This window comes from Devosia sp. Leaf420, from assembly GCF_001425445.1.
Lineage (GTDB): Bacteria > Pseudomonadota > Alphaproteobacteria > Rhizobiales > Devosiaceae > Devosia.
The window spans coordinates 72363-92538 of record NZ_LMQU01000013.1 but is presented as its reverse complement, the minus strand read 5'-3'; the positions used below and the strand labels follow the sequence as shown (position 1 = coordinate 92538).

The 20176-nt window shown below is 62.2% G+C and carries 17 protein-coding genes; 3 read left to right on the top strand and 14 right to left on the bottom strand.

From position 1 onward, the window contains the following. Positions 1-24: 24 nt before the first annotated feature. From ftsA to rsmH, 13 genes are all read right to left on the bottom strand, one after another. Positions 25-1338, bottom strand: coding sequence for a cell division protein FtsA (gene ftsA / locus ASG47_RS16340; protein ID WP_082511796.1), 1314 nt, complete (start codon positions 1336-1338; stop codon positions 25-27). Next, entirely contained in the window at positions 1335-2216 is an 882-nt protein-coding gene (locus ASG47_RS16335; RefSeq protein ID WP_061910986.1) for a cell division protein FtsQ/DivIB, read from the bottom strand. Before ASG47_RS16335 ends, ftsA begins: the two co-directional genes overlap by 4 nt. Continuing rightward, positions 2204-3124 (bottom strand): D-alanine--D-alanine ligase, encoded by a 921-nt coding sequence (locus ASG47_RS16330; protein ID WP_061910984.1) that lies wholly within the window; start codon positions 3122-3124, stop codon positions 2204-2206. The genes ASG47_RS16335 and ASG47_RS16330 overlap by 13 nt, the downstream gene beginning before the upstream one ends. A 160-nt stretch (positions 3125-3284) precedes the next feature. Next, positions 3285-4703, bottom strand: coding sequence for a UDP-N-acetylmuramate--L-alanine ligase (gene murC / locus ASG47_RS16325; RefSeq protein ID WP_061910982.1), 1419 nt, complete (start codon positions 4701-4703; stop codon positions 3285-3287). Further along, positions 4700-5815, bottom strand: a complete 1116-nt coding sequence (gene murG, locus ASG47_RS16320; RefSeq protein WP_061910980.1) for an undecaprenyldiphospho-muramoylpentapeptide beta-N-acetylglucosaminyltransferase — start codon at positions 5813-5815, stop codon at positions 4700-4702. The genes murC and murG overlap by 4 nt, the downstream gene beginning before the upstream one ends. Next, complete coding sequence (locus ASG47_RS16315) at positions 5812-6975, bottom strand: FtsW/RodA/SpoVE family cell cycle protein (RefSeq protein WP_061911600.1); 1164 nt, start codon at positions 6973-6975, stop codon at positions 5812-5814. Before ASG47_RS16315 ends, murG begins: the two co-directional genes overlap by 4 nt. 185 nt (positions 6976-7160) lie before the next feature. Beyond that, positions 7161-7952: a DUF4394 domain-containing protein gene (locus tag ASG47_RS16310; RefSeq protein WP_244487122.1), complete on the bottom strand. Its 792-nt coding sequence runs from the start codon at positions 7950-7952 to the stop codon at positions 7161-7163. A 283-nt stretch (positions 7953-8235) separates the two neighbouring features. Then, positions 8236-9321, bottom strand: a complete 1086-nt coding sequence (mraY, locus tag ASG47_RS16305; protein ID WP_061910978.1) for a phospho-N-acetylmuramoyl-pentapeptide-transferase — start codon at positions 9319-9321, stop codon at positions 8236-8238. 29 nt (positions 9322-9350) lie between these two features. Then, positions 9351-10742, bottom strand: coding sequence for a UDP-N-acetylmuramoyl-tripeptide--D-alanyl-D-alanine ligase (locus ASG47_RS16300; RefSeq protein WP_061910976.1), 1392 nt, complete (start codon positions 10740-10742; stop codon positions 9351-9353). Between the two features lie 256 nt (positions 10743-10998). Continuing rightward, positions 10999-12441: a UDP-N-acetylmuramoyl-L-alanyl-D-glutamate--2,6-diaminopimelate ligase gene (locus tag ASG47_RS16295; protein ID WP_244484235.1), complete on the bottom strand. Its 1443-nt coding sequence runs from the start codon at positions 12439-12441 to the stop codon at positions 10999-11001. Positions 12442-12444: 3 nt separating this feature from the next. Then, positions 12445-14181 carry a peptidoglycan D,D-transpeptidase FtsI family protein gene (locus ASG47_RS16290; RefSeq protein WP_061910975.1) on the bottom strand — a complete coding sequence of 579 codons (1737 nt, stop codon included), beginning with the start codon at positions 14179-14181 and terminating at the stop codon, positions 12445-12447. Next, the gene (locus tag ASG47_RS16285; RefSeq protein ID WP_061910973.1) at positions 14178-14561 is read right to left on the bottom strand and encodes a hypothetical protein; all 384 of its coding nucleotides are present in this window, start codon (positions 14559-14561) and stop codon (positions 14178-14180) included. The genes ASG47_RS16290 and ASG47_RS16285 overlap by 4 nt, the downstream gene beginning before the upstream one ends. Beyond that, positions 14558-15559, bottom strand: coding sequence for a 16S rRNA (cytosine(1402)-N(4))-methyltransferase RsmH (gene rsmH / locus ASG47_RS16280; RefSeq protein ID WP_061910971.1), 1002 nt, complete (start codon positions 15557-15559; stop codon positions 14558-14560). The genes ASG47_RS16285 and rsmH overlap by 4 nt, the downstream gene beginning before the upstream one ends. Positions 15560-15756: 197 nt before the next feature. On the opposite strand from rsmH, the gene ASG47_RS16275 reads away from it, so the two are divergent. The 3 genes from ASG47_RS16275 to ASG47_RS16265 are packed head-to-tail and all read left to right on the top strand — an operon-like array spanning position 15757 to position 18728. Further along, entirely contained in the window at positions 15757-17253 is a 1497-nt protein-coding gene (locus tag ASG47_RS16275) for a sensor histidine kinase (protein WP_061910969.1), read from the top strand. After that, the gene (locus ASG47_RS16270) at positions 17246-17689 is read left to right on the top strand and encodes a response regulator (RefSeq protein ID WP_061910967.1); all 444 of its coding nucleotides are present in this window, start codon (positions 17246-17248) and stop codon (positions 17687-17689) included. The genes ASG47_RS16275 and ASG47_RS16270 overlap by 8 nt, the downstream gene beginning before the upstream one ends. Before the next feature lie 4 nt (positions 17690-17693). After that, the gene (locus ASG47_RS16265; RefSeq protein ID WP_061910965.1) at positions 17694-18728 is read left to right on the top strand and encodes a histidine kinase dimerization/phosphoacceptor domain -containing protein; all 1035 of its coding nucleotides are present in this window, start codon (positions 17694-17696) and stop codon (positions 18726-18728) included. Positions 18729-18869: 141 nt separating this feature from the next. Here ASG47_RS16265 and ASG47_RS16260 read toward each other — a convergent pair whose 3' ends face one another. Next, on the bottom strand, positions 18870-20150 hold the full coding sequence (locus tag ASG47_RS16260) for a saccharopine dehydrogenase family protein (protein WP_061910963.1): 1281 nt from the start codon (positions 20148-20150) through the stop codon (positions 18870-18872). Positions 20151-20176 lie beyond the last annotated feature (26 nt).

The following is a 20176-nucleotide window of genomic DNA, read 5'->3' as shown; positions in this document are numbered from 1 at the left end:
AAACTTAAGAGCGCCGGCCCGAGATTAAAAGCTCGAACGCAGCCAATTGCCGACCCGGGCGATGTAGCCATCGGTACCGGTGAGCTTACGGGTGCTGCGGGGCTCGGTATATTCTTGGGCGCAGACCTGCGGATAAACCAGCATGCCGGCAACGGTCGAGAAGGCCGCGCTCTTCGCGATTTCGGGGAGGCCAGCAATGCCCATGGGGCGGCCATTGCGGACATTGCGCGCCAAGGTTCGGCGAGCGACTTCAGGCAGGCCGGTGAGCTCGCTGCCACCGCCCGTGAGAACGAAACGGCGACCGCAGACGTCCATCATCCCGGTAGCCTGCATGCGATCGCGGATAGCGGTAAGAATCTCTTCGATGCGCGGGCGCATGATACGGGTGAGGACCGAGCGGGCCACCTGCCCCGGCGCTTCGTCGAGCGCGGCGCCGACGGGCTGGATCGCGATCATGTCGCGCTCGTCGGCCTGACCGGGCAGCACGGAGCCATAAAGCGTCTTGAGGCGCTCGGCATCGGCGACGCTGACGGAGAGCTGGCGCGCGATATCGAGGGTCAGGTGATGGCCGCCGATGGCGATGGCGTCGGCATAGACGAGGTGTCCGTCGTTAAAGACGGAAACGGTGGTGGTGGCGCCACCGAAATCGAGGCAGGCGACGCCGAGCTGGGCTTCATCATCGACAAGGCTCGCAAGACCCGAGGCATAGGGCGTGGCAACAAGCGCTTCGATCTGCAGGTGGCAGCGATGCAGCACCAGTTCGAGATTGCGCATGGCGAGGGTTTCCGCCGAGACCACGGCAACATCGACACCTAGCTTTTCCCCGACCATGCCCTTGGGATCGCGAATGCCCTTCTGGCCATCGAGCGCGTACCCGATCGGCAACGCGTGAATGATGGAGCGCTCGGGACGAACCGAGCGGGAATTAACGGCTTTCAAGACGCGGACGATGTCGGTCTTTTCGACTTCCTGGCCATCGAGCGAGACGGCGGCGGAGAAGGTTTCAGAGCCGAGACGGCCCGCGGTGACGTTGACGAGAACCGACTCAAGCGTCAGCCCCGCGGCGCGCTCTGCCATGCCGACGACATTGCGGATGGCGTGCTCGGCTTTTTCGATATCGGTAACGACGCCGCTCTTGACGCCCGAGGACGGTCCGTAACCAAAGCCGATCACTTCGGCGCGGTGCGAACGGCCACGCAGGGCCTTGCCCTCGGCACGCGGGATGAGACGCGCGATGACACAGCAGATCTTGGTCGAGCCAATATCAAGCACGGCCACGAGGGTGGTCTTGCCGGGCTGAACGGCGCGGAGCCGTGATGTCATCGCATCGGTCATCATGATGGTTCGGCGTCTTCACGTTTGGTCGGCCGCACGGCCACGACGGAATCGACGCGTAGGTCGATTACGGTGAGGTCGCGATCCAACAATTGGTATTCGGCTTGATAATTGGACAGCTTACCAAGTGCCTGAGCCACGCCCTGCTCCGGCAATTGGATGCGCAATCCGGTTTGGTAGATCATGTCCCAGCGGCGATCGGCAATGCGCGACAGCGCAACCAAGCCATTCTGCAATTGGGGATAATGGTCGAGCGCGCGGATCATCACGAGCGCATCGTCGGCCGCGCCATCACCGATGACGAGCGGCAGGTCGCCATAGGCGCCGCCATCTTCGCCGATCTGCTCGCCGCCAGCATCAATGACGAAAGTGACCCCATCGACGCGCCAGCGCGCGACCGGGGTTTTCTCGGTCACGACGACGGAGACGTCGGCGGGATAGGTCTTGCGGACCGTGACAGTATCGATGGCTGGCAATTCGGCGATGCGCGACCGTGCGCTTTCGACATCGAAGGCCAAGGTGGATGTGTCGGGCATAATGCCGAGGGAATCAAAGATCGCCTGTTCGGACGTCAGCGTCTGGCCGGAAATGGCAATCTTGCCCACCGATAGGCCGGCTTCTGCAAACTGCACCTGAGCAAGGGAGCCGAGGGAAGTGACGCCAAGGCCGATATGGTCGCGCACCTGATAGATCGCCGTTGCGGCAACCATCAGCGCGAGCACCATGCCGGTGCGGCGAAGCCCCGTGCCATGCAGCACGAGGGCACGATTGAAGCGATTGCTCACCCGCTGCAGCGGCGAGCGCCGTGCGGGGACAGGAAGTGTGCGGGGATCGACGGGACGGGCCCCGGCGAAAAAGGCCTCGCTCTTTACCTGTTGCAACTCGCATCCTCCACCAGCCAGGCGCACAACTCTTCATAAGAGTGGCCCGCATGGGCAGCTTGTTCCGGGGCTAGCGACACCTCGGTCATACCCGGCTGGGTGTTGATTTCGAGGAGCACCAGTTCGCCATCCTCACCTGCCGCGTCATTGTAGCGGAAATCACACCGCGTCAGACCTCGGCAGCCGAGAGCCGCATGGGCGGCTAGACTGAATTGTTGCACTTTGTCGTAAATTTTCGGTTTCAACTGAGCAGGTAAGATGTGGCGCGCGCCACCCTGGCTGTACTTGGCTTCGTAGTTGAAAAAGGTCAGGTCGGTGACGATTTCGGTGACGCCAAGGGCAACATTGCCCATGACGGCGCAGGTCAATTCCCGGCCGGGAATGAAGCGCTCGACCATCAGTTCTTCGCCGCCATTCCAATCCTCGCGGAGGATTTCCTGCGGTGGGTGGCTGGCATCGCCCTTGACGACGAAGACGCCGAAGCTCGACCCATCGGCGATGGGTTTGACCACATAGGGCGGCGCCATGATGTGGCTGCGCGCGATATCGCCACGCGTCGCGACGGTGTGGTCGGTGACCGGAATGCCCGCGGCCTTGAAGAGGATCTTGGCCTGGTGCTTGTTCATGGCAAGCGCCGAAGCGAGGACGCCCGAATGGGTGTAGGGGATCTGGAGGAGTTCGAGCACGCCCTGGATATAGCCGCCCTCGCCGAAGGGGCCGTGAAGGGCGTTGAAGGCCACATCGGGCTTGAGGGCCGCGAGAACTTCGGCGACGTCGCGGCCGACATCGACCTCGGTGACCTGATAGCCGGCGCGGCGAAGCGCGGCAGCGCAGCCGGCGCCAGTCATGAGGGAGACGGGGCGTTCGTTATTCCAACCGCCCATGAGAACGGCGACATGCTTGGTCATGGGGTGGCTCCGGTGGGATTGAGCGTGGGGATCACCCCCTCCCGACCTCCCCCATCAGGGGGGAGGTGCAGGGACGGAGTTGGAGAGCAGAACGTGCCAAAGACTGGATGCGGCACCTCCCCCCTTGTGGGGGAGGCTGGGAGTGGGGAATTGCCTGAGCTCACTCGGCCTTTTCCCCCATCAACGCTTCCAGTTCACCCGGCAGCGCTGCGGCCCATTGGGTGATATTGCCGGCCCCGAGACAGACGACGTAATCGCCGTCCGCGACCCGCGAGGCCAGGAGTGGCGCAAGCGCTTCGGGGCGGTCGATGACGCGGGCGTCGCGGTGGCCGCGGTTGCGGATGCGGTTGACCAGTTCTTCGTGGGTGACGCCGAGGATGGGCTGTTCGCCCGCGGCATAGATGGGGGCGACGATGACGGTGTCGGCATCGTTGAAGCAGGCAGCGAAATCGTCGAAGAGGTCATTGACGCGGCTATAGCGGTGGGGCTGCACGACGGCGACGACATCGCGGCGGGCCGACTGGCGCGCAGCGCTGAGGACGGCAGCGATTTCGACCGGGTGATGGCCATAATCGTCGATGACGGTGACGCCGCCGACTTCGCCAGTCTTGGTGAAGCGGCGCTTGACGCCAGTAAAGCCCTTGAGGCCCTTGCGGATGGCTTCGGCGGGGACGTGGAGCTGATCAGCGACGGCGATGGCGGCCGTGGCGTTGAGCGCGTTGTGGATGCCGGGCATGGGCATTTCGAGCCCATCGATACGAAGCTGGGTCTGGCGGATGCGGTCGCGGATTTCGACGGAGAAATGCTGCACGCCGTCGCGATTCTCGAGATCGATCAGACGCACATCGGCCTGCGGGTTTTGCCCATAGGTGATGACGCGGCGATCGCGGATTTCGCCGACCAGCGACTGCACGACCGGATGATCCAAGCACATCACGGCAAAGCCGTAGAACGGCACGTTTTCGACGAACTGGTGGAAGGCGCGCTTTACGCCTTCGAAGTCGCCATAATGGTCGAGATGCTCGGGATCGATATTGGTGACGATGGCGACGTCCGCAGGCAGCTTGATGAAGGTGCCGTCCGATTCGTCGGCTTCGACCACCATCCATTCCCCTGCCCCGAGGCGCGCATTGGTGCCATAGGCATTGATGATGCCGCCATTGATGACGGTGGGATCGAGATTGCCGGCGTCAAGGAGCGTCGCGACCAGCGTAGTCGTGGTTGTCTTGCCATGGGTGCCGCCGATGGCGATGGCGGTCTTGAAGCGCATGATCTCGGCGAGCATTTCAGCGCGGCGCACGATGGGCAGCGCCTTGGCGCGCGCGGCGACGAGCTCGGGATTATCCTTCTTGATCGCCGAGGAGACGACGACGACTTCGGCCTTGCCGAGATTATCGCCGTTCTGGCCGATCTCGACCTTGATGCCCATGTCGCGGAGGCGCTGGACGTTCGGGTTGAGCGAAGCGTCGGAGCCCTGGACGGTGTAGCCCTGGTTATGCAGGATTTCGGCAATGCCGCTCATGCCGATGCCGCCGATGCCGATGAAGTGGACCGGGCCGATATTGCGGGGCATTTTCATGAGGCGGATTCCAATGTGCTGGTGCCTTGACCGGCGAGGCTTTCGGCAAGGTCTGCCAGCTTCTCGACGGCGCGCGGCTGCCCGAGGCCTTGTGCGGCCTGGGCGGCTTCGATGAGTTGGGTTGGATCGTTGAATAGATCCGTGAGGCGAGTGGCAAGCGATTGCGGCGAAAGCGCGGCCTGTTCCATCACCCAGCCCGCTCCACCCGATTCGACCACAAGAGCATTGTTCTTCTGGTCGGCATCGAGCGATCCGGGCAGCGGAATGAGGATCGAGGGGCGGCCAATGACCGTGAGTTCGGCAATGGTCGAGGCGCCGGAGCGGCCGATGACCAGATGGCTTTGCGCGATGCGCTCGGGCAGATCGGTGAAGAACGGCGCGAGTTCGACGCTGACACGCGACTGGCGATAAATCTTGGTGACGCGGTCGAGATCTTCCTGCCGGCACTGCTGCACGAGACGCAGGCGCGACCGGATGGCATCGGGCAGCAGAGCGATGGCGTCGGGAACGATATCGGAGAGCGCGCGGGCGCCCTGGCTGCCGCCGAAGACGACGAGATTGATCGGGTCCGTGACGGACAGGGGCGGATAGGGTTTGGCGGCGATGGCGCGGACGCGATCGCGCACGGGATTGCCGGTCAGCACCTTGTCGATGCCCTGATCGTCGGCAAAGCGCGTCTGGGCAAAGCTGAGGGCCAGGATATCGGCGAAGCGGCTGAGAGCGCGATTGGCGCGGCCCATGACGGCGTTCTGCTCGTGAAGAATGCCTGGCACGCTCAAGAGGCTCGCCGCGATGAAGGGCGGAAAGGTGGGATAGCCGCCAAAGCCGATGACAGCGTCGGGCTTCAGCGCGCGCAGAATGCCGAAGGATTTGGCGACGCCGCGGGCGATGGTAAAACTGGCGCCGGCGAACTTGATCGGGTTGGACAGGCTCGGCGTGGCCGAAGGGACCATGTGGATTTTCCGCGCGGGAAAATCCTGGCCATAGCCTTCGACACGATGATCGGTCATCAGCTCGACGACATGGCCGCGGCGCAGCAATTCCTGAGCGAGGGCCATGGCCGGGAAGAGATGCCCCCCGGTGCCGCCGGCCATAAGGACGAAGGTTTTCATTCGGCTGGCGCGACCACGGCGCTGCGGAAAGATGGAAGGCCTGTGGTCATGCGCTCCTCGGGTTTGGTTCTCGTCATGGCCAGCATCAACCCCATGCCGAAGGCAACGGCGAGCATGGAGGTGCCGCCATAAGACACGAAAGGCAGGGTCATGCCCTTGGGGGGAATCAGATTGAGATTCACCGACAGGTTGATGCCCGACTGCATGGCAAACTGGATGGCGAGTGTGGACGCAGCAAGGCGGGCAAAAAGGCTCTGCTGGCGCTGCGCACCCATCATGGCGCGAAGCACGATGAAGCAGATAAGCCCGACCAGCGCCATGCAGAACAAGATGCCATATTCGCCTGCAGCGGCGGAGAAGACATAGTCAGCGTGAGCGTCGGGAATGAGTTTCTTGGCGATCGACTCACCCGGGCCGCGACCGAACCAGCCGCCTTCGGCGACCGACTGCAGCGCGCGGTCGATCTGATAGGTATTGCCGCCGCCCTCGGGGTTGAGGAAGGTATCGATACGGCGCGCGAAGTGCGGGAAGAAGAGATAGGCGCCGAAGAGCAAGCCACCGGCCGCACCGGCGAGGCCAAAGATGATCCACCAGGAAATGCCCGAGAGGAACAGCAGGACGGCCCAGGTGGCGAGGATCAGCGCTGTCTGGCCGATATCGGGCTGCAACAGCAGGCCGCAGACGATGATGAGCATGATCGCGGTCGCGATGAGGCGCCCGGGCACGTTGCGATGGATCATATATTCGGAAAAGAGCCAGGCGCCGATAATGGCAAAGGCCGGCTTGACGAATTCGGATGGCTGCACCGATTGGCCGACAAAGGTCACCCAACGCCGGGCGCCCTTCACTTCCGTACCGAAGCGCAGGGTCGCGTACAGCAGCAGCGTCATGACGATCAATGTACCGAGGGCGGCAAAGCGCGCCTGACGATGGGTGAGCAGCGATGTCGCGAGCATGACGGGCACGGCGAGCCCGCAGAACATGGCGTGGCGAATGACGAAGTGCCACTCGTTGAGGCCGATGCGCTCGGCCACCGGCGGGCTCGCCGCCAGGCTCAATACGAGGCCACAGATGAGGAGAAGGATCAGCCCGCTGAGCAATTCGCGGTCGATCGACCACCACCACTCGGCCAGAGGCGTCTTTTCAGCACGGGAAAACATCATCGGCTGGGGCCACGTACTCGATACAGATTGAATCGAACTGTACCGGCTGGTGGTTACCGATTTGGTAAGGGTCTCGCGTTTTGCGAGTCATAGTGCTCAATGTGAAAGAGGCGACCCGTAGGTCGCCTCTCTTACAAGCCAGTGGAGGACTGTCGGGAGGCCCAGCCCTCCATACGGCAAGATCAGTTCCAGACGGCGATATCGGAAATGGTGCCGTCTACGCCTTCAATGGCGCCCTGCTCGGTGGCAGCGCCGGTCTCGAGATCAACTGTGTAGAGCGTGCTGCCGATGACGAGATAAGCCGTGTTGGTCAGGTCTTCCGTTGCGTGAATATCGAACGCGTAGGAGGAGCCGCCATCCACACCAAGCTTGCCAATGGCCGCGAGCGTGCCGTCATTTGGCTTGGTCTGCTGGATCAGCGCGACGATGGTCGCATCGATGTCGTACATGGCCGTCGCTTCGGGCTTGCCGAACGAGTTGGTGTAAGCCGCTGCGACGATGGCCGGGGTTTCGCCGGCATGCATGTCGCCTTCTTCAAAGGCGAGCGAACCATCGACGGTCACGGCGCCATCATCGACATTGACGCGATGATTGGTGCCATCGGTGCCCATCAGGCGGAGACGATCGGCCATCGGGTTGAAGTCGACAATCGCGCCTTCATAGCTCGGGAGCTTTTCGGAAAGCCTCGACTTGGCGGTTGCAGCGCCGGTTGCTGGATCGATCGTGACGACCTCACCGGCAAGCGTGACGCCATAGAGCAGTTTATCGGCTGGACGCTGGTCGATGCCGGCGAGGCCATCGGCGCCCGTCACGTCAACCGTGGCGCTGACGGCGCGGGTTTCGGTGTCGAAAGTCACGAGCTTGGTGCCATCGACAAGCGCGATGGCCGTGGCGGCCTGAGCGGCGCCGAGAGCGAGGCCGGACGTTGCAAGTGCAAGGGCGGCGACAAGGGAAATGCGGGCGGTAGCAGGCAATTGAGGTCTCCTCGTTAGGACACGGCCGAGACGCGCGGAATGCACGCCGGGCCCCGTGAGCAATGGGGGGACGATTGCTATCGTCACGAGGAGATACGGGAGGAGGAGGCGGAAGTTTCAGCGGGTGGAGGGATTTGGCGATCACTGAGGCGTGATGGGTCTTTCGCCCCGGGCAGCCAAAAGCCTTCCGAACCTCGGTGTCATTCCCGCGAAAGCGGGAATCCCATTGCACCGATAGGGAGATTCCCGCTTTCGCGGGAATGACGCGGGGAGAGAGAACGGCTCAGCGCAGCTTGAGGCTCGAGAGGCCAATCAGTGCGAGGACAAAGGAAATGATCCAGAACCGGATGACGACCTGGCTCTCAGTCCAGCCCAGATGCTCGAAATGGTGGTGGATGGGCGCCATGCGGAAGACGCGCTTGCCGGTCAATCGGAATGAGGTCACCTGCACGATGACCGAGACGGCTTCGAGCACGAAGAGGCCGCCGATGATGGCGAGGACGATTTCATGCTTGGTGGCGACGGCGATGGTGCCGAGCGCGCCGCCGAGGGCGAGTGAACCGGTATCGCCCATGAAAATCTGGGCCGGTGGCGCGTTGAACCAGAGGAAACCGAGACCAGCACCAATGAGGGCACCGCAGACGACGGCAAGTTCGGCCGTGCCGGGGACGGGATTGAGGAAGAGATAATCGGCGTAGTTTTGCGAACCGACGAGGTAGGCGATGAAGCCGAAGCAGGCCGCAGCGACCATGACCGGGACGATGGCGAGACCATCGAGACCGTCCGTGAGATTCACCGAATTGCCGGCTGCGACCATGACGAAGCCGCCGAACAAAATGTAGAAATATCCAAGGTTTATCGCGAGGTCTTTGACAAACGGAAACTGCAGCGAGGTGCCATAGGCGCCCGAGGCGAGCTGAGAAATGGCGAAGGCCGCGATGCAGCCGATGGCGGCTTCGAGGAGCAGGCGCTGGCGCGAGCCAAAGCCCTTGTGGCTCATCCGCTTGACCTTGAGATAGTCATCGTAAAAGCCGATGGCGCCGAAGCCGATGGTGACGAAAAGCACCACCCAGACATAGCCATTGGAAAGGTTCGACCAGAGCAGCGTCGAGATGACGGCGCCCGAAAGGATCATCAGGCCGCCCATGGTGGGCGTGCCTTTTTTGGTCAGCAGATGGCCCTGGGGACCATCCTCGCGGATCGGCTGGCCGCGGCCCTGCTTGAGGCGCAGAAGCGCGATCATGCCGGGACCAAACATGAAAACGAAGAACAGCGCCGTAATCACCGCCCCCGCAGTGCGGAAGGTGATGTACCGGAACACGTTGAACGCGGCGAGGGTGTCACCCAGCTGGCCGAGAAAATAGAGCATGCTGTTCTTGATGTCCTACTTGAGGCGTCTTAGCGCTGTTGGAACGTGTCCTTGACCGCGGCGACGAGGCGCGACAGCCCGACACCGTTCGACCCTTTGACCATAACTGCGTCCCCATAGGCAAGGGTGGCGAGCAGCTCGGGCGTTGCCGCGTCGACCCCTGTGAAATGCCGGGAAAAAATCTGTTGCGGCAGTGCATCGGCGAGATGTGCCATGTTTGCGCCCACAAGATAGACCGCATCGGGCTGGGCTGCGACGACGGATTGGGCAAGACCGGCATGAAGCGATGGCCCCGCTTCGCCAAGTTCGAGCATGTCGCCGAGGACGACGACCTTCTTGCCGCCGGGCGCAGAGACCGTGCCGAACACATCGAGCGCCGCCATGATGGATGCGGTATTGGCGTTATAGCTTTCGTCGATCAGCAGCAGCGGCTTTTCTGGATTGCCGAGAAGAATACGCTGGCCGCGGCCCGGCTGTGGACCGAAACCGGCGAGCGCCTTGAGCGCAATGGCGGGATCGACGCCGGCAAGCGTCGCGACGGCGAGAGCTGCGGTGGCATTGCTCAACATGTGCCGCCCGGCGACGCCAATGGCGAGGGCATAGCGTTCATTGCCGTTGACGACGGTGGCAAAGCTGCGGTCGCCCGCGGTTTCCGCCTCCAGGATCTGCCAATCGACGCCGCGCGAAAAGCCGAAGGTGACGATCCGTCCAACGCCAGCGGCTTTTGCCGCGTCGATGAGCAGGCCAATCTGCGGATGGTCGGCATTGATGACGGCGGTGCCGCCGGGTTCGAGGCCTTCAAAGATTTCCGCCTTGGCGCGGGCAATGGCTTCGAGGCTGCCGAGCTTTTCGAGATGGGCGGCGGCGACGGTTGTGATGACGGCGATGTGGGGGCGGACGAGCTGGCTGAGCGACCGGATTTCGTCCGGCGCGTTCATGCCCATTTCGAAGACGCCGAACTGCGTGGCTTCCGACATGCGCGCCAGCATCAGCGGCACACCCCAGTGATTGTTGAAACTCTTGATCGAGGCATGGGTCTGGCCCGCTGCCTCGAAGACCATGCGCAGCGCTTCCTTAGTGGTGGTCTTGCCGACACTACCGGTGACGCCGACGATCAGCGCACGGCTGCGGGCGCGGGCGGCGCGGGCAAGATCGACGAGGCCATCGAGCGGGTCGCCGACATGGATGCGCCCTGCCCCATCGCCGCGGCTGACCAGCGCGGCGACGGCGCCATTGGCGAGTGCCGTATCGACGAAATCATGGCCGTCGAAGCGGTCACCTTTGATGGCGACGAAGAGCGCATCGGGGCCGATTTCGCGGGAATCGATGGTTATCGAATCGATGGACTTTGCGCTGACGGATTCGGCGCGGCCATTGGTGGCGGCGAGAATGGCGTCGAGGGTGAAGAGGGGTTGGGTCATGACGGTTTCCGCGTTGGCGTGTTCGTCTCGAACACCAGGGCCTGCCTCCGGCTGTCATCCCCGCGCAGGCGGGGATCCATCCTGAGATCTCAAGATGGGCCCCGGCTTTCGCCGGGGTGACATCCCGTTGTGGTGACCATTTCTGGGCACGCTTCAGACCTGTTCACTACGCGCTGCGTCATTCCCGCGAAAGCGGGAATCTTGTCTTCAGCAAGAGATTCCCGCTCTCGCGGGAACGACGTCGAGCAAGAGTACCTCAGCCTTTGACCGCCTCGGCCACGACTTCGTGGTCCGAGAAATGGTGCTTGGTTGTGCCGATGATCTGGTAGGTTTCGTGCCCCTTGCCGGCGACCAGCAGCACATCGCCCTTTTGGAGCGATTTTACCGCCGTTTCGATCGCCTTCTTGCGGTCGGCGATTTCTTTGGCGCCCTTGGCTTCGGCGAGGATCTGCTTGCGGATCGAGGCGGCGTCTTCGGTGCGCGGATTGTCGTCGGTGACGATAACCTCATCGGCGAGTTCGCTGGCGATGGCACCCATTTGCGGGCGCTTGCCCTTGTCGCGATCGCCGCCGCAGCCGAAGACGACACGCAGCTTGCCTTTGACATATGGGCGCAGCGAATTGAGCGCAGTGCGCAGGGCCTCTGGCTTGTGCGAATAGTCGATGAAGATCGCCGCACCATTATGCTCGGCGACCAGTTCGAGCCGGCCGACGGCACCAACGAGCTTGGGCAAGGCAGCAAAGGCATCGGCCTTATCGACACCCGAGGACATTGCGAGGGCCGCAGCGATCAGGGCGTTAGAGACCTGGAATTCGCCCGGGATATTGAGATGGAAATCGACGAGTTCGCCGATGTGCCGGATCTGCACGCGCTGACCATAGCCCTCGGGCTTAATCGACATGATCTCGATATAGGCCCCCTCTCGCCCGACCGTCAGCAGCGTCGCGTTGCTCGACAGCGCGGCGAACATGAATGGTTCGTATTCGGGATCATCGACATTGACGATGGCAGCGCCGCCATCGACCAGGAGATCGGAAAAGAGCCGCAGCTTGGCGTTGCGGTACTCGTCCATATCCTTGTGATAGTCGAGGTGGTCGCGGCTGAGATTGGTGAAGGCGACGGCTTCGAAATGGATGCCATCGAGACGGCGCTGATCAAGGCCATGGCTCGAGGCTTCGACGGCGACGTGATCGACGCCCTGGGCGCGGAGAGCGCGGAGGGCCTGGTGCAGCGTGCGGGAATCGGGCGTCGTCAGCGCGCCTTCGATGGTGCGTGTCGCGGTCTGGACGCCGAGCGTGCCGACGCTGGCGCCGGGAACGCCGGAATGGTCCCAGATCTGGCGCACGAACGAGGCGACCGAGGTCTTGCCATTGGTGCCGGTGACGGCGACCGAAATTTCGGGCTGCGGCTCGAAGACGCGCGAGGCGGCGCGGGCATAGGAGGCGCGCACATCCTTGACGACGACGACGGGCACGCCCGGATCGCCCACCGGCATGATGTCGGTGACGATGGCCAGAGCGCCGCGATGGACGGCGTCGGCGATGAATTCATTGCCATGAACCTTATGGCCCGGCAGCGCAAAGAAGATATCGCCCGGCTCGATCCGGCGGCTATCAGAATTCAGGCCGAAGACGGTGCCCAGGCCCTTTTTGGGGCGAGCGCCCGAACCTTCGAGCAGTTGAGAGACGCTGATAGACACGGCTTAATATCCTTCTGGAAAGATCCGCCGCACTTCTGGCGGGACGATCGACTGGTCGAGCACTTGCGAGAAATCGGGGGCGACGCCGAGCATTGGCGCAACGCGCTGCACCACGCGGCCGGTCAGCGAGCCGGCATTCCAGCCGGCCGTGGTACCCGACTGCGGATTTTCCGCCTTGGGTTCATCCACCATGATGACCATGGCATAGCGCGGATTATCGAGCGGGAACGCCGAGGCGAAGAAGTTGGTCACCTTGTTGGACGAGTAGCGGCCATCGACGACCTTTTCAGCCGTACCGGTCTTGCCGCCGACACGATAGCCAAGCGCGGCCTTGTTCATCTGCGAGCCGGAGCCGCCGGACGAAATGGCGTTGAGGCGCATCAGGTAGCGGATTTCCGCGCTGGTTTCGGGGCGAATGACGCGCTCATAGAGCGGCTCTGCCTGGGCAACGCTCCGCTTATAGAGCGTCGGCGCGATATAATTGCCGCCGTTGACGAAAGCGGCATAGGCCGTGAGCATGTGGAGCGGCGACACCGAGAGGCCATGGCCGAAGGACGCGGTGGCGGCGCCGACTTCGGAGAAATCCTTGGGCACGCTCGGGACGCGCATTTCGGGCAGTTCGAACTGCACGCGCTGGTCGAACTTCATGCGGCTTAAGAAAGCGCGGTAATTTTCCTTGCCCATGGTCTGCATGATGCGGATCGTGCCGATATTGGAGGAGTACTTGTACACCTCCGGCATGGTCAGAATGCGGTGCTTGCCGTGGAAATCGTCGATGGTGAAGCGGCCGAAGCGGACGCCGTAGCGAGCATCGAACTCGTCGGTGATCTTGGCCGTGCCTTCATCGAGAGCGCCGGCGAGCGTGACGGTCTTGAAGATAGAGCCCGGCTCGAAAATACCCGACGTTACGCGATTGAACGTGTCCTTGACGAGCGCCGAGGCGGGATCGTTGGGGTTGAAATCGGGCAGCGAGGCGAGCGCGATGATCTCGCCGGTATAGATATCCATCATGACGCCAGCCGCAGCGATGGCCTGATAGCGCGTCATGGCATCGACCAACTGGTCGTGGAGAACGTGCTGGACGCGCATGTCGATGCTGAGATCGACCGGGGTCAGCGCATTGCCGCGCGCGAGGCCGAGATCCTGCAGCAGCGAGATGGATTCGTTGTCCATGGCGCGCTCGATGCCGGCAATGCCCTGGTTGTCGACATTGGTCGATCCCAGAACGTGCGAGGCTTCATTCATCGCTGGATAGAAGCGCTTGGATTCAGTGATGAAATCGACGCCGGGAATGCCGAGGCGCATCACTTGTTCTTCGATGGCTGGCGTCAACTCGCGCTTGATCCAGACAAAGCCCTGATCGCCGGAGAGGCGATTGCGGAGCCATTTTTCGTCGATATCGGGCAGAACGGTGCGCAGCTTGGTGACGGCTTCTTCGACATCGATGATGCGGCGCGGCTCGGCATAGAGCGAGGGCACGCGGATATCGACGGCCATTTCGAGGCCGTTGCGATCGAGAATCGGCGGACGGGTCGCCGTGATGGCGTCGCGGGTCTGACCTTCGATGGTCGTGTCGGTCTCGACCATGCCGAGCTGCACGAGGCGCCCGCCGACAGCGGCAAAGCCGAGGACGACCGCGAGCACCATCCAGCGGATGCGCGCCTGGGTGAGATTGACGCGCGCCTTGCGGACGCCGTCGAGAGAAATGGTTTGCGGGAGACCGTCAGCCGTGATCGTCATTCGATCCCTTCCAGTTCAAGAATGGCATCGATCGGGTCGATGCCGGCGTCGATCGCCTGGAACAGCGCATCCATGGCGGCGGTGTCGGGCTTGGCGGGGCGCATGGGCAAATCGGCAAAGGAGCCGAACTGCTCCTGCTTCACCTGATCGATCGCCAATTCAGCCTGATGGCGGCGCACGATGGGCTCGACATAAGCGGGTTGGTTGAGCACGGCCCAATCGGCCTTGAGCACCGTCAGCTCATCTTCCTGTTCGGAAATATGCGACTGCAGCGAGGTACGCTCGGTTGCCGTGCTCTCGATCGAGAATTTGAGCATATAGACGCCAACCAGCATGACGATGCTGGTGCAGATGAGGAAAATATTGATGCGCCGGATCATGCGGCACCTCGCACGACCGGAACGCTCAACTGGTCATAGGATGCTTCGCGCGCCGGGACATCCGTGCGCACGGCGCTGCGCAACACAGACGAGCGCGCGCGCGGATTGCGATCGAGTTCTGCCGATCCGGGCTTGATGGCTTTAGCCACCGGATCCCAGCGGCGCGGCTCAAGCTGAACCTGCGGGAGGTGACGGGACTGTGCCGGACCGCCCTTGTCCGGATCAAAAAAGCGCTTCGCGATTCGATCTTCGAGGGAATGGAAGGTGACGACGGAAAGAATTCCGCCCTCGCCGAGGAGACGTTCGGCGGCAAACAACCCTTCGACCAACTGGTCGAACTCGCCATTGACGGCAATGCGGAGCGCTTGGAACGAGCGCGTTGCGGGGTGCGCGTCGCCCGGTTTGCGGCCGATGGCCTTTTCGATGATGCGGGCAAGTTCGAGCGTCGTCGTGATCGGCGCCTGCTCGCGTGCCGCGACGATGAACTGCGCAATGCGGCGCGATTTGCGCTCTTCGCCAAAGGCATAGAGGAGATTGGCAAGCGCGTCCTGCTCAAGCCCATTGACCAGATCGGCAGCGCTTTCACCCGACTGGCTCATGCGCATATCGAGCGGCCCCTCGCGCATGAAGGAAAAGCCGCGCTCGCTTTCATCGAGCTGCATGGAGCTGACGCCGATATCGAGTACGACGCCATTGATGGGCCCGTGTGGCGCGGCGAGCGTATCGAGTTCGGAAAATGTCCCGGGCACGAATTGGAAACGGCCGGGGAATTCGCCAGTGAGTCGGTCTGCATGAACTTTGACCGATGGATCACGATCGATCGCGACGACATCGGCACCCGCAAGGAGCAGAGCGCGCGAATATCCACCCGCGCCAAACGTGCCATCGACGACACGGCGGCCAGCCATCGGCGCGAACGCAGCCACGACCTCGTCCAACAGGACAGGCACGTGTGGCGCATCGGGTACCGGGGATTCGGGCAGGTTACGCTTGCCCATACTGACCTTAACTCCACCTTCGGTCGCAGCAACCGACCTTGCAAACAGTGGCTAAACTTGCACGACGACGCTTAAGATTCTGTTTCCCATGGCGAATGTCGCGGGAGAACAAAGGGAAACCGGCCGCGAGTTAATCTACTATATTGCCCTCGCCCCCCATTCGGGCGATGAAGGTTAAAGCGTCACCGGAATTTTTTATGCCAATCACCAGCAAGACCTTCATCAGGTCCACAGCCGTGCTCCTGCTCGTCGGGCTTCTCGCCCTGCTCGGGATCGTGGGCGCGAATGTGTGGCTGGTCGAGCGCTCGCAAGGGTATTTCGACGAAGTCATCGAAGGCCGCATCGCGCGACGCGTCATCGTCGACCTGCGCACGCAATTGCAAGACATGGAGACGGGACAACGGGGCTACATCATCACGCTTGATGAGACCTATCTCGAGCCATTTGAAGAGGCCCGTCCTCTGGTCGATGCGCAATTGGCTCGTTTGGGCGAAATTCTGGCGCCCTACCCCGAAGCCGCGGCGCCATTTGCCCAGCTCAAGACCGACGTCGCCTTCAAGATCGACGAAATGAACCGCACGATCGCCGAGGCCCGCAGCGGCAATCGCGACGCCGCGGTGGCGCTGATCAATACCAATGAGGGCAAGGAGGCGATGGATCGCAGCCGCGCCTTTGTCGACGGATTTATCGAAGCCATCGACGCGCGCCTGACCGAGGGCGTCGCCAATCAACGCAGCACGATCGAAGCCTTGCGCTGGGTCTCGATCGGCGGCGGGCTCATCATTCTGGTGGTCGTGTCAGGCGCCATCTGGGCCGTCATTTCCTACACTGCCGAACTCGCCAAAGCACGGCGCGAAGTGCAGGAAGCCAATACCGGGCTCGAACAGCGCGTGCGCGAACGCACATCGGATCTTGGCAAAGCCAATGAAGAGATCCAGCGCTTTGCCTATATCGTGACGCACGATCTGCGCGCGCCGCTCGTCAATATCATGGGCTTTACGAGCGAACTCGAGACCAGCATCGGCTCGCTGCGCACCTATATGGAAGCCAAGCCGGCCGATACCGACCCCTATTTTGCCGAGGCCAAGGAGGCGGCGACCGAGGAGCTGCCCGAGGCAATCTCCTTCATCCGCGCCGCGACGCGGAAAATGGATGGCCTCATCAACGCCATTCTCAAGATTTCCCGCGAGGGCCGCCGCCAGCTCAAGCCCGAACAGGTCGATATCCGCGAGCTCGCCGAAAATTCGAGCGCTGCTCTCCACCATCAGGTGGCCGAGGGCGAGGGCAAGATCGATGTCGATATCCGCGTCGGCAAAATCATGACCGACCGGCTTTCGCTCGAACAGGTACTCGGCAATCTCCTCGACAATGCCATAAAATATCAGGAGCCGGAGCGTCCGCTCAAGGTGACGATCCGCGCTCGCCATGTGCCGGGAAACCGCGTCGAGATCGAAGTCGAGGACAATGGCCGCGGCATTGCCGATACCGACCACGAGCGCGTGTTCGAACTGTTTAGACGCTCAGGCAAACAAACCCAGCCGGGCGAGGGAATTGGCCTTGCCCATGTGCGCACCATGGTGCGAAGCCTTGGCGGCGACGTGACGCTGCGCTCGACGTTGGGCCAGGGCACGACTTTCATCATCAACCTGCCGCGCGACCTGCGTAGCCATTTGGGGACTTCCGGCAATGAATGACGCACGGCCAGTCACGATCATCATGATCGAAGACGATGAGGGCCATGCGCGCCTCATCGAAAAGAATATCCGGCGCGCCGGTGTCGCCAACCAGATCGTGCCCTTCACCAATGGCACCGAAGCCCTGGCTTATCTCCTCGGCCCCGACGGCACGGGCGCGGTCAACAAGGGCCGGCAGCTCCTGGTGCTGCTCGATCTCAACCTGCCCGACATGACCGGCATCGACATCCTCGAAAAGGTCAAAGGCAACGAGCACACCAAGCGCTCTCCTGTCGTCGTCCTGACGACCACCGACGACCAGCGCGAGATCCAGCGCTGCTATGACTTGGGTGCCAATGTCTACATCACCAAGCCTGTCGACTATGACGGATTCGCCAATGCCATCCGCCAGCTCGGTCTCTTCTTCTCCGTCATGCAAATTCCCGAAGCTGACTGAGATCATGCCAAACCGCACGCCGCATGTGCTTTACGTGGATGACGACCCCGGGCTCGCCCGGCTGGTCGAAAAAGCCATGCAGCGACGCGGCTATAATTATGATCACGCGACGAGCGGCGAAGAAGGCCTAGCGCTGATCCACAATGGCGGCATCGACGTCGTCGTGCTCGACCATTACCTGCCAACCGGCACCGGGCTCGACGTGCTCGCGCAGATCGCCGCGCTCGAAGACCGGCCAACGGTAGTCTATGTGACGGGGTCCGCCGAAACTGACGTTGCCGTCGCTGCGCTCAAGTCCGGCGCGACCGATTATGTGCCGAAAACGCTGAGCGAGGAGTTCATGGAACTTCTTCTCACTGCGATCGACCATGCCATCGACCGCGTGCGTCTCAACCGCGCCAAGGTCAAAGCCGAACGCGATATTCTCGAGGCGCGAGAACGCGCGGAAATGCTGCTTGGCGAAGTCAATCATCGTGTCGCCAATTCGCTGGCAATGGTGGCGGCTCTTGTCGGCCTCCAAGCCAATGCAGTGACCGATGCAGAGGCCAAACGCGCGCTCTCCGAGACGCAGGCCCGCATCCACGCCATCGCAGGCGTCCACCGCCATCTTTACACCAGCGACGACGTCCGTTCAGTGCAGGTTGCCGACTATATCAAGTCGCTGGTCGATGAACTTGAAGCCTCGGTGCAGCTCGAGGGCCAGACGGCGACGCTGCAGGTCGATGTCGAGCCTTTTACGATGTCGACCGAGAAGGTCGCGTCACTGGGCGTGATGCTGACCGAGCTCGTGACCAATGCGCTGAAATACGCCTATGCCGGACGCGAAGCGGGCGAAGTGCGCATCCACATGACGCGGCGCGAGGGCGTCGTGGAAATGTGCGTCGAAGACGACGGCATCGGCTGGACTGGCACGGGCAAGCCGCAGGGCACCGGCCTCGGCAGCCGCATCGTTAAGGCCATGGCCCATTCGCTCGAGGCCGAGGTCGCCTATGAGACGGCCGGTGGCGGGACGTGCGTTCGGGTGACGTTCAGCGTTTGAGGGTTTTTGCGGGTGTTGCTCCACCCCCTCCCGGCCTCCCCCATCAAGGGGGAGGTGTCAAATCGAGTTTGACGCAAAACCTATTGAAAGCCGCCGGCCCGGCACCTCCCCCTTGATGGGGGGAGGTTGGGAGGGGGTGACCTACGACGCCCCGAGCCGCGCCTTCTTGGGAACCGGCAGCTTGTCCACCGCAAAGCTGCGATCGCCTGCCCCATCGCGCAGACGCGTTGGCAGGCCCATGGTTTCGAGCAATTCGAGGAACGGCACCGGCGGCAGTTCTTCGATATTGGCCATGTGGTGGCAATCCCACTCGCCACGCGCGACCAGCATGGCCGCGGCAATTGCGGGCACACCTGCGGTATAGGAGATCGCCTGGCTGCCGGTTTCGGCGAAGGTCTCTTCATGATCGCAGATATTGTAGATCAACATCTCCGTCTCAGCGCCGCCGCGATGGCCCTTGATCAGATTGCCGATGAAGGTCTTGCCGCTATAGCCGGGCGCCAGCGAGGCTGGATCGGGCAGCACGGCCTTGACCAGCTTGAGCGGCACGACTTCCTGGCCCTCGGCAGTGACCACCGGCTTTTCAGACAGAAGGCCTAGATTCTTCAGGACGGTAAACACGTTGATATAGTGCTCGCCAAAGCCCATCCAGAACCGGATGTCGGGCACGCCGAGATTGGCGGAGAGCGAGTGCACTTCGTCGTGGCCGGTCAGATAGGTCTTGTGCGTACCTACGACGGGCAGATCATCCTCACGGCTGACCTCGAACATTTGGTTGGGTGTCCACTGGCTGTTCTGCCAGCTCCAGACCGTGCCGGTGAATTCGCGGAAGTTGATCTCGGGGTCGAAATTCGTCGCAAAATAGCGCCCATGGCTGCCAGCGTTCACATCGATGATGTCGATGGAGTCGATGGCATCGAAATAGTGCTGAGCGGCGAGTGCGGCATAGGCATTGACGACGCCCGGATCGAAGCCAGCGCCGAGGATAGCCGTAATGCCCTTGCGCTCGCACGTTTCGCGATGCTTCCACTCGTAATTGCCATACCAGGGCGGCTGCTCGCAGACCTTGGACGGGTCTTCATGGATGGCCGTATCGATATAGGCAACGCCCGCTTCGATGCAGGCGCGCAGCACTGACATGTTGAGAAAGGCCGAGCCGGCATTGAGGACGATCTGGCTCTTGGTCTGGCGGATAAGCGCCTTGGTCGCCTCGATATCCATGGCGTCGAGCTGATGGGCAGCAATCAGCCCCGGGCGCTTCAGCGCCTTGCGCTCGACGATGCCGGCGACGATGGCTTCGCACTTTTCAAGTGTGCGGGAGGCAATGTTGATATCCCCGAGGATATCGTTGTGCATGGCAGCCTTAACGGCTGCAACCTGCGCGACACCTCCGGCACCGATGATCAGAATGTTCTTTTTCAATTGGCACGAAACACCTTCTTGGTGGT

Bases quoted from the DNA above. Each gene is read 5' to 3' on its own strand.
- ASG47_RS16275 (WP_061910969.1), top strand. From the start codon at position 15,757: ATGCCAATCACCAGCAAGACCTTCATCAGGTCCACAGCCGTGCTCCTG.
- ASG47_RS16315 (WP_061911600.1), bottom strand. From the start codon at position 6,975: ATGTTTTCCCGTGCTGAAAAGACGCCTCTGGCCGAGTGGTGGTGGTCG.
- murC (WP_061910982.1), bottom strand. From the start codon at position 4,703: ATGAAAATGCCCCGCAATATCGGCCCGGTCCACTTCATCGGCATCGGC.
- ASG47_RS16330 (WP_061910984.1), bottom strand. From the start codon at position 3,124: ATGACCAAGCATGTCGCCGTTCTCATGGGCGGTTGGAATAACGAACGC.
- ftsA (WP_082511796.1), bottom strand. From the start codon at position 1,338: ATGATGACCGATGCGATGACATCACGGCTCCGCGCCGTTCAGCCCGGC.
- ASG47_RS16285 (WP_061910973.1), bottom strand. From the start codon at position 14,561: ATGATCCGGCGCATCAATATTTTCCTCATCTGCACCAGCATCGTCATG.
- ASG47_RS16290 (WP_061910975.1), bottom strand. From the start codon at position 14,181: ATGACGATCACGGCTGACGGTCTCCCGCAAACCATTTCTCTCGACGGC.
- ASG47_RS16300 (WP_061910976.1), bottom strand. From the start codon at position 10,742: ATGACCCAACCCCTCTTCACCCTCGACGCCATTCTCGCCGCCACCAAT.
- murG (WP_061910980.1), bottom strand. From the start codon at position 5,815: ATGAAAACCTTCGTCCTTATGGCCGGCGGCACCGGGGGGCATCTCTTC.
- mraY (WP_061910978.1), bottom strand. From the start codon at position 9,321: ATGCTCTATTTTCTCGGCCAGCTGGGTGACACCCTCGCCGCGTTCAAC.
- rsmH (WP_061910971.1), bottom strand. From the start codon at position 15,559: ATGGGCAAGCGTAACCTGCCCGAATCCCCGGTACCCGATGCGCCACAC.
- ASG47_RS16265 (WP_061910965.1), top strand. From the start codon at position 17,694: ATGCCAAACCGCACGCCGCATGTGCTTTACGTGGATGACGACCCCGGG.
- ASG47_RS16270 (WP_061910967.1), top strand. From the start codon at position 17,246: ATGAATGACGCACGGCCAGTCACGATCATCATGATCGAAGACGATGAG.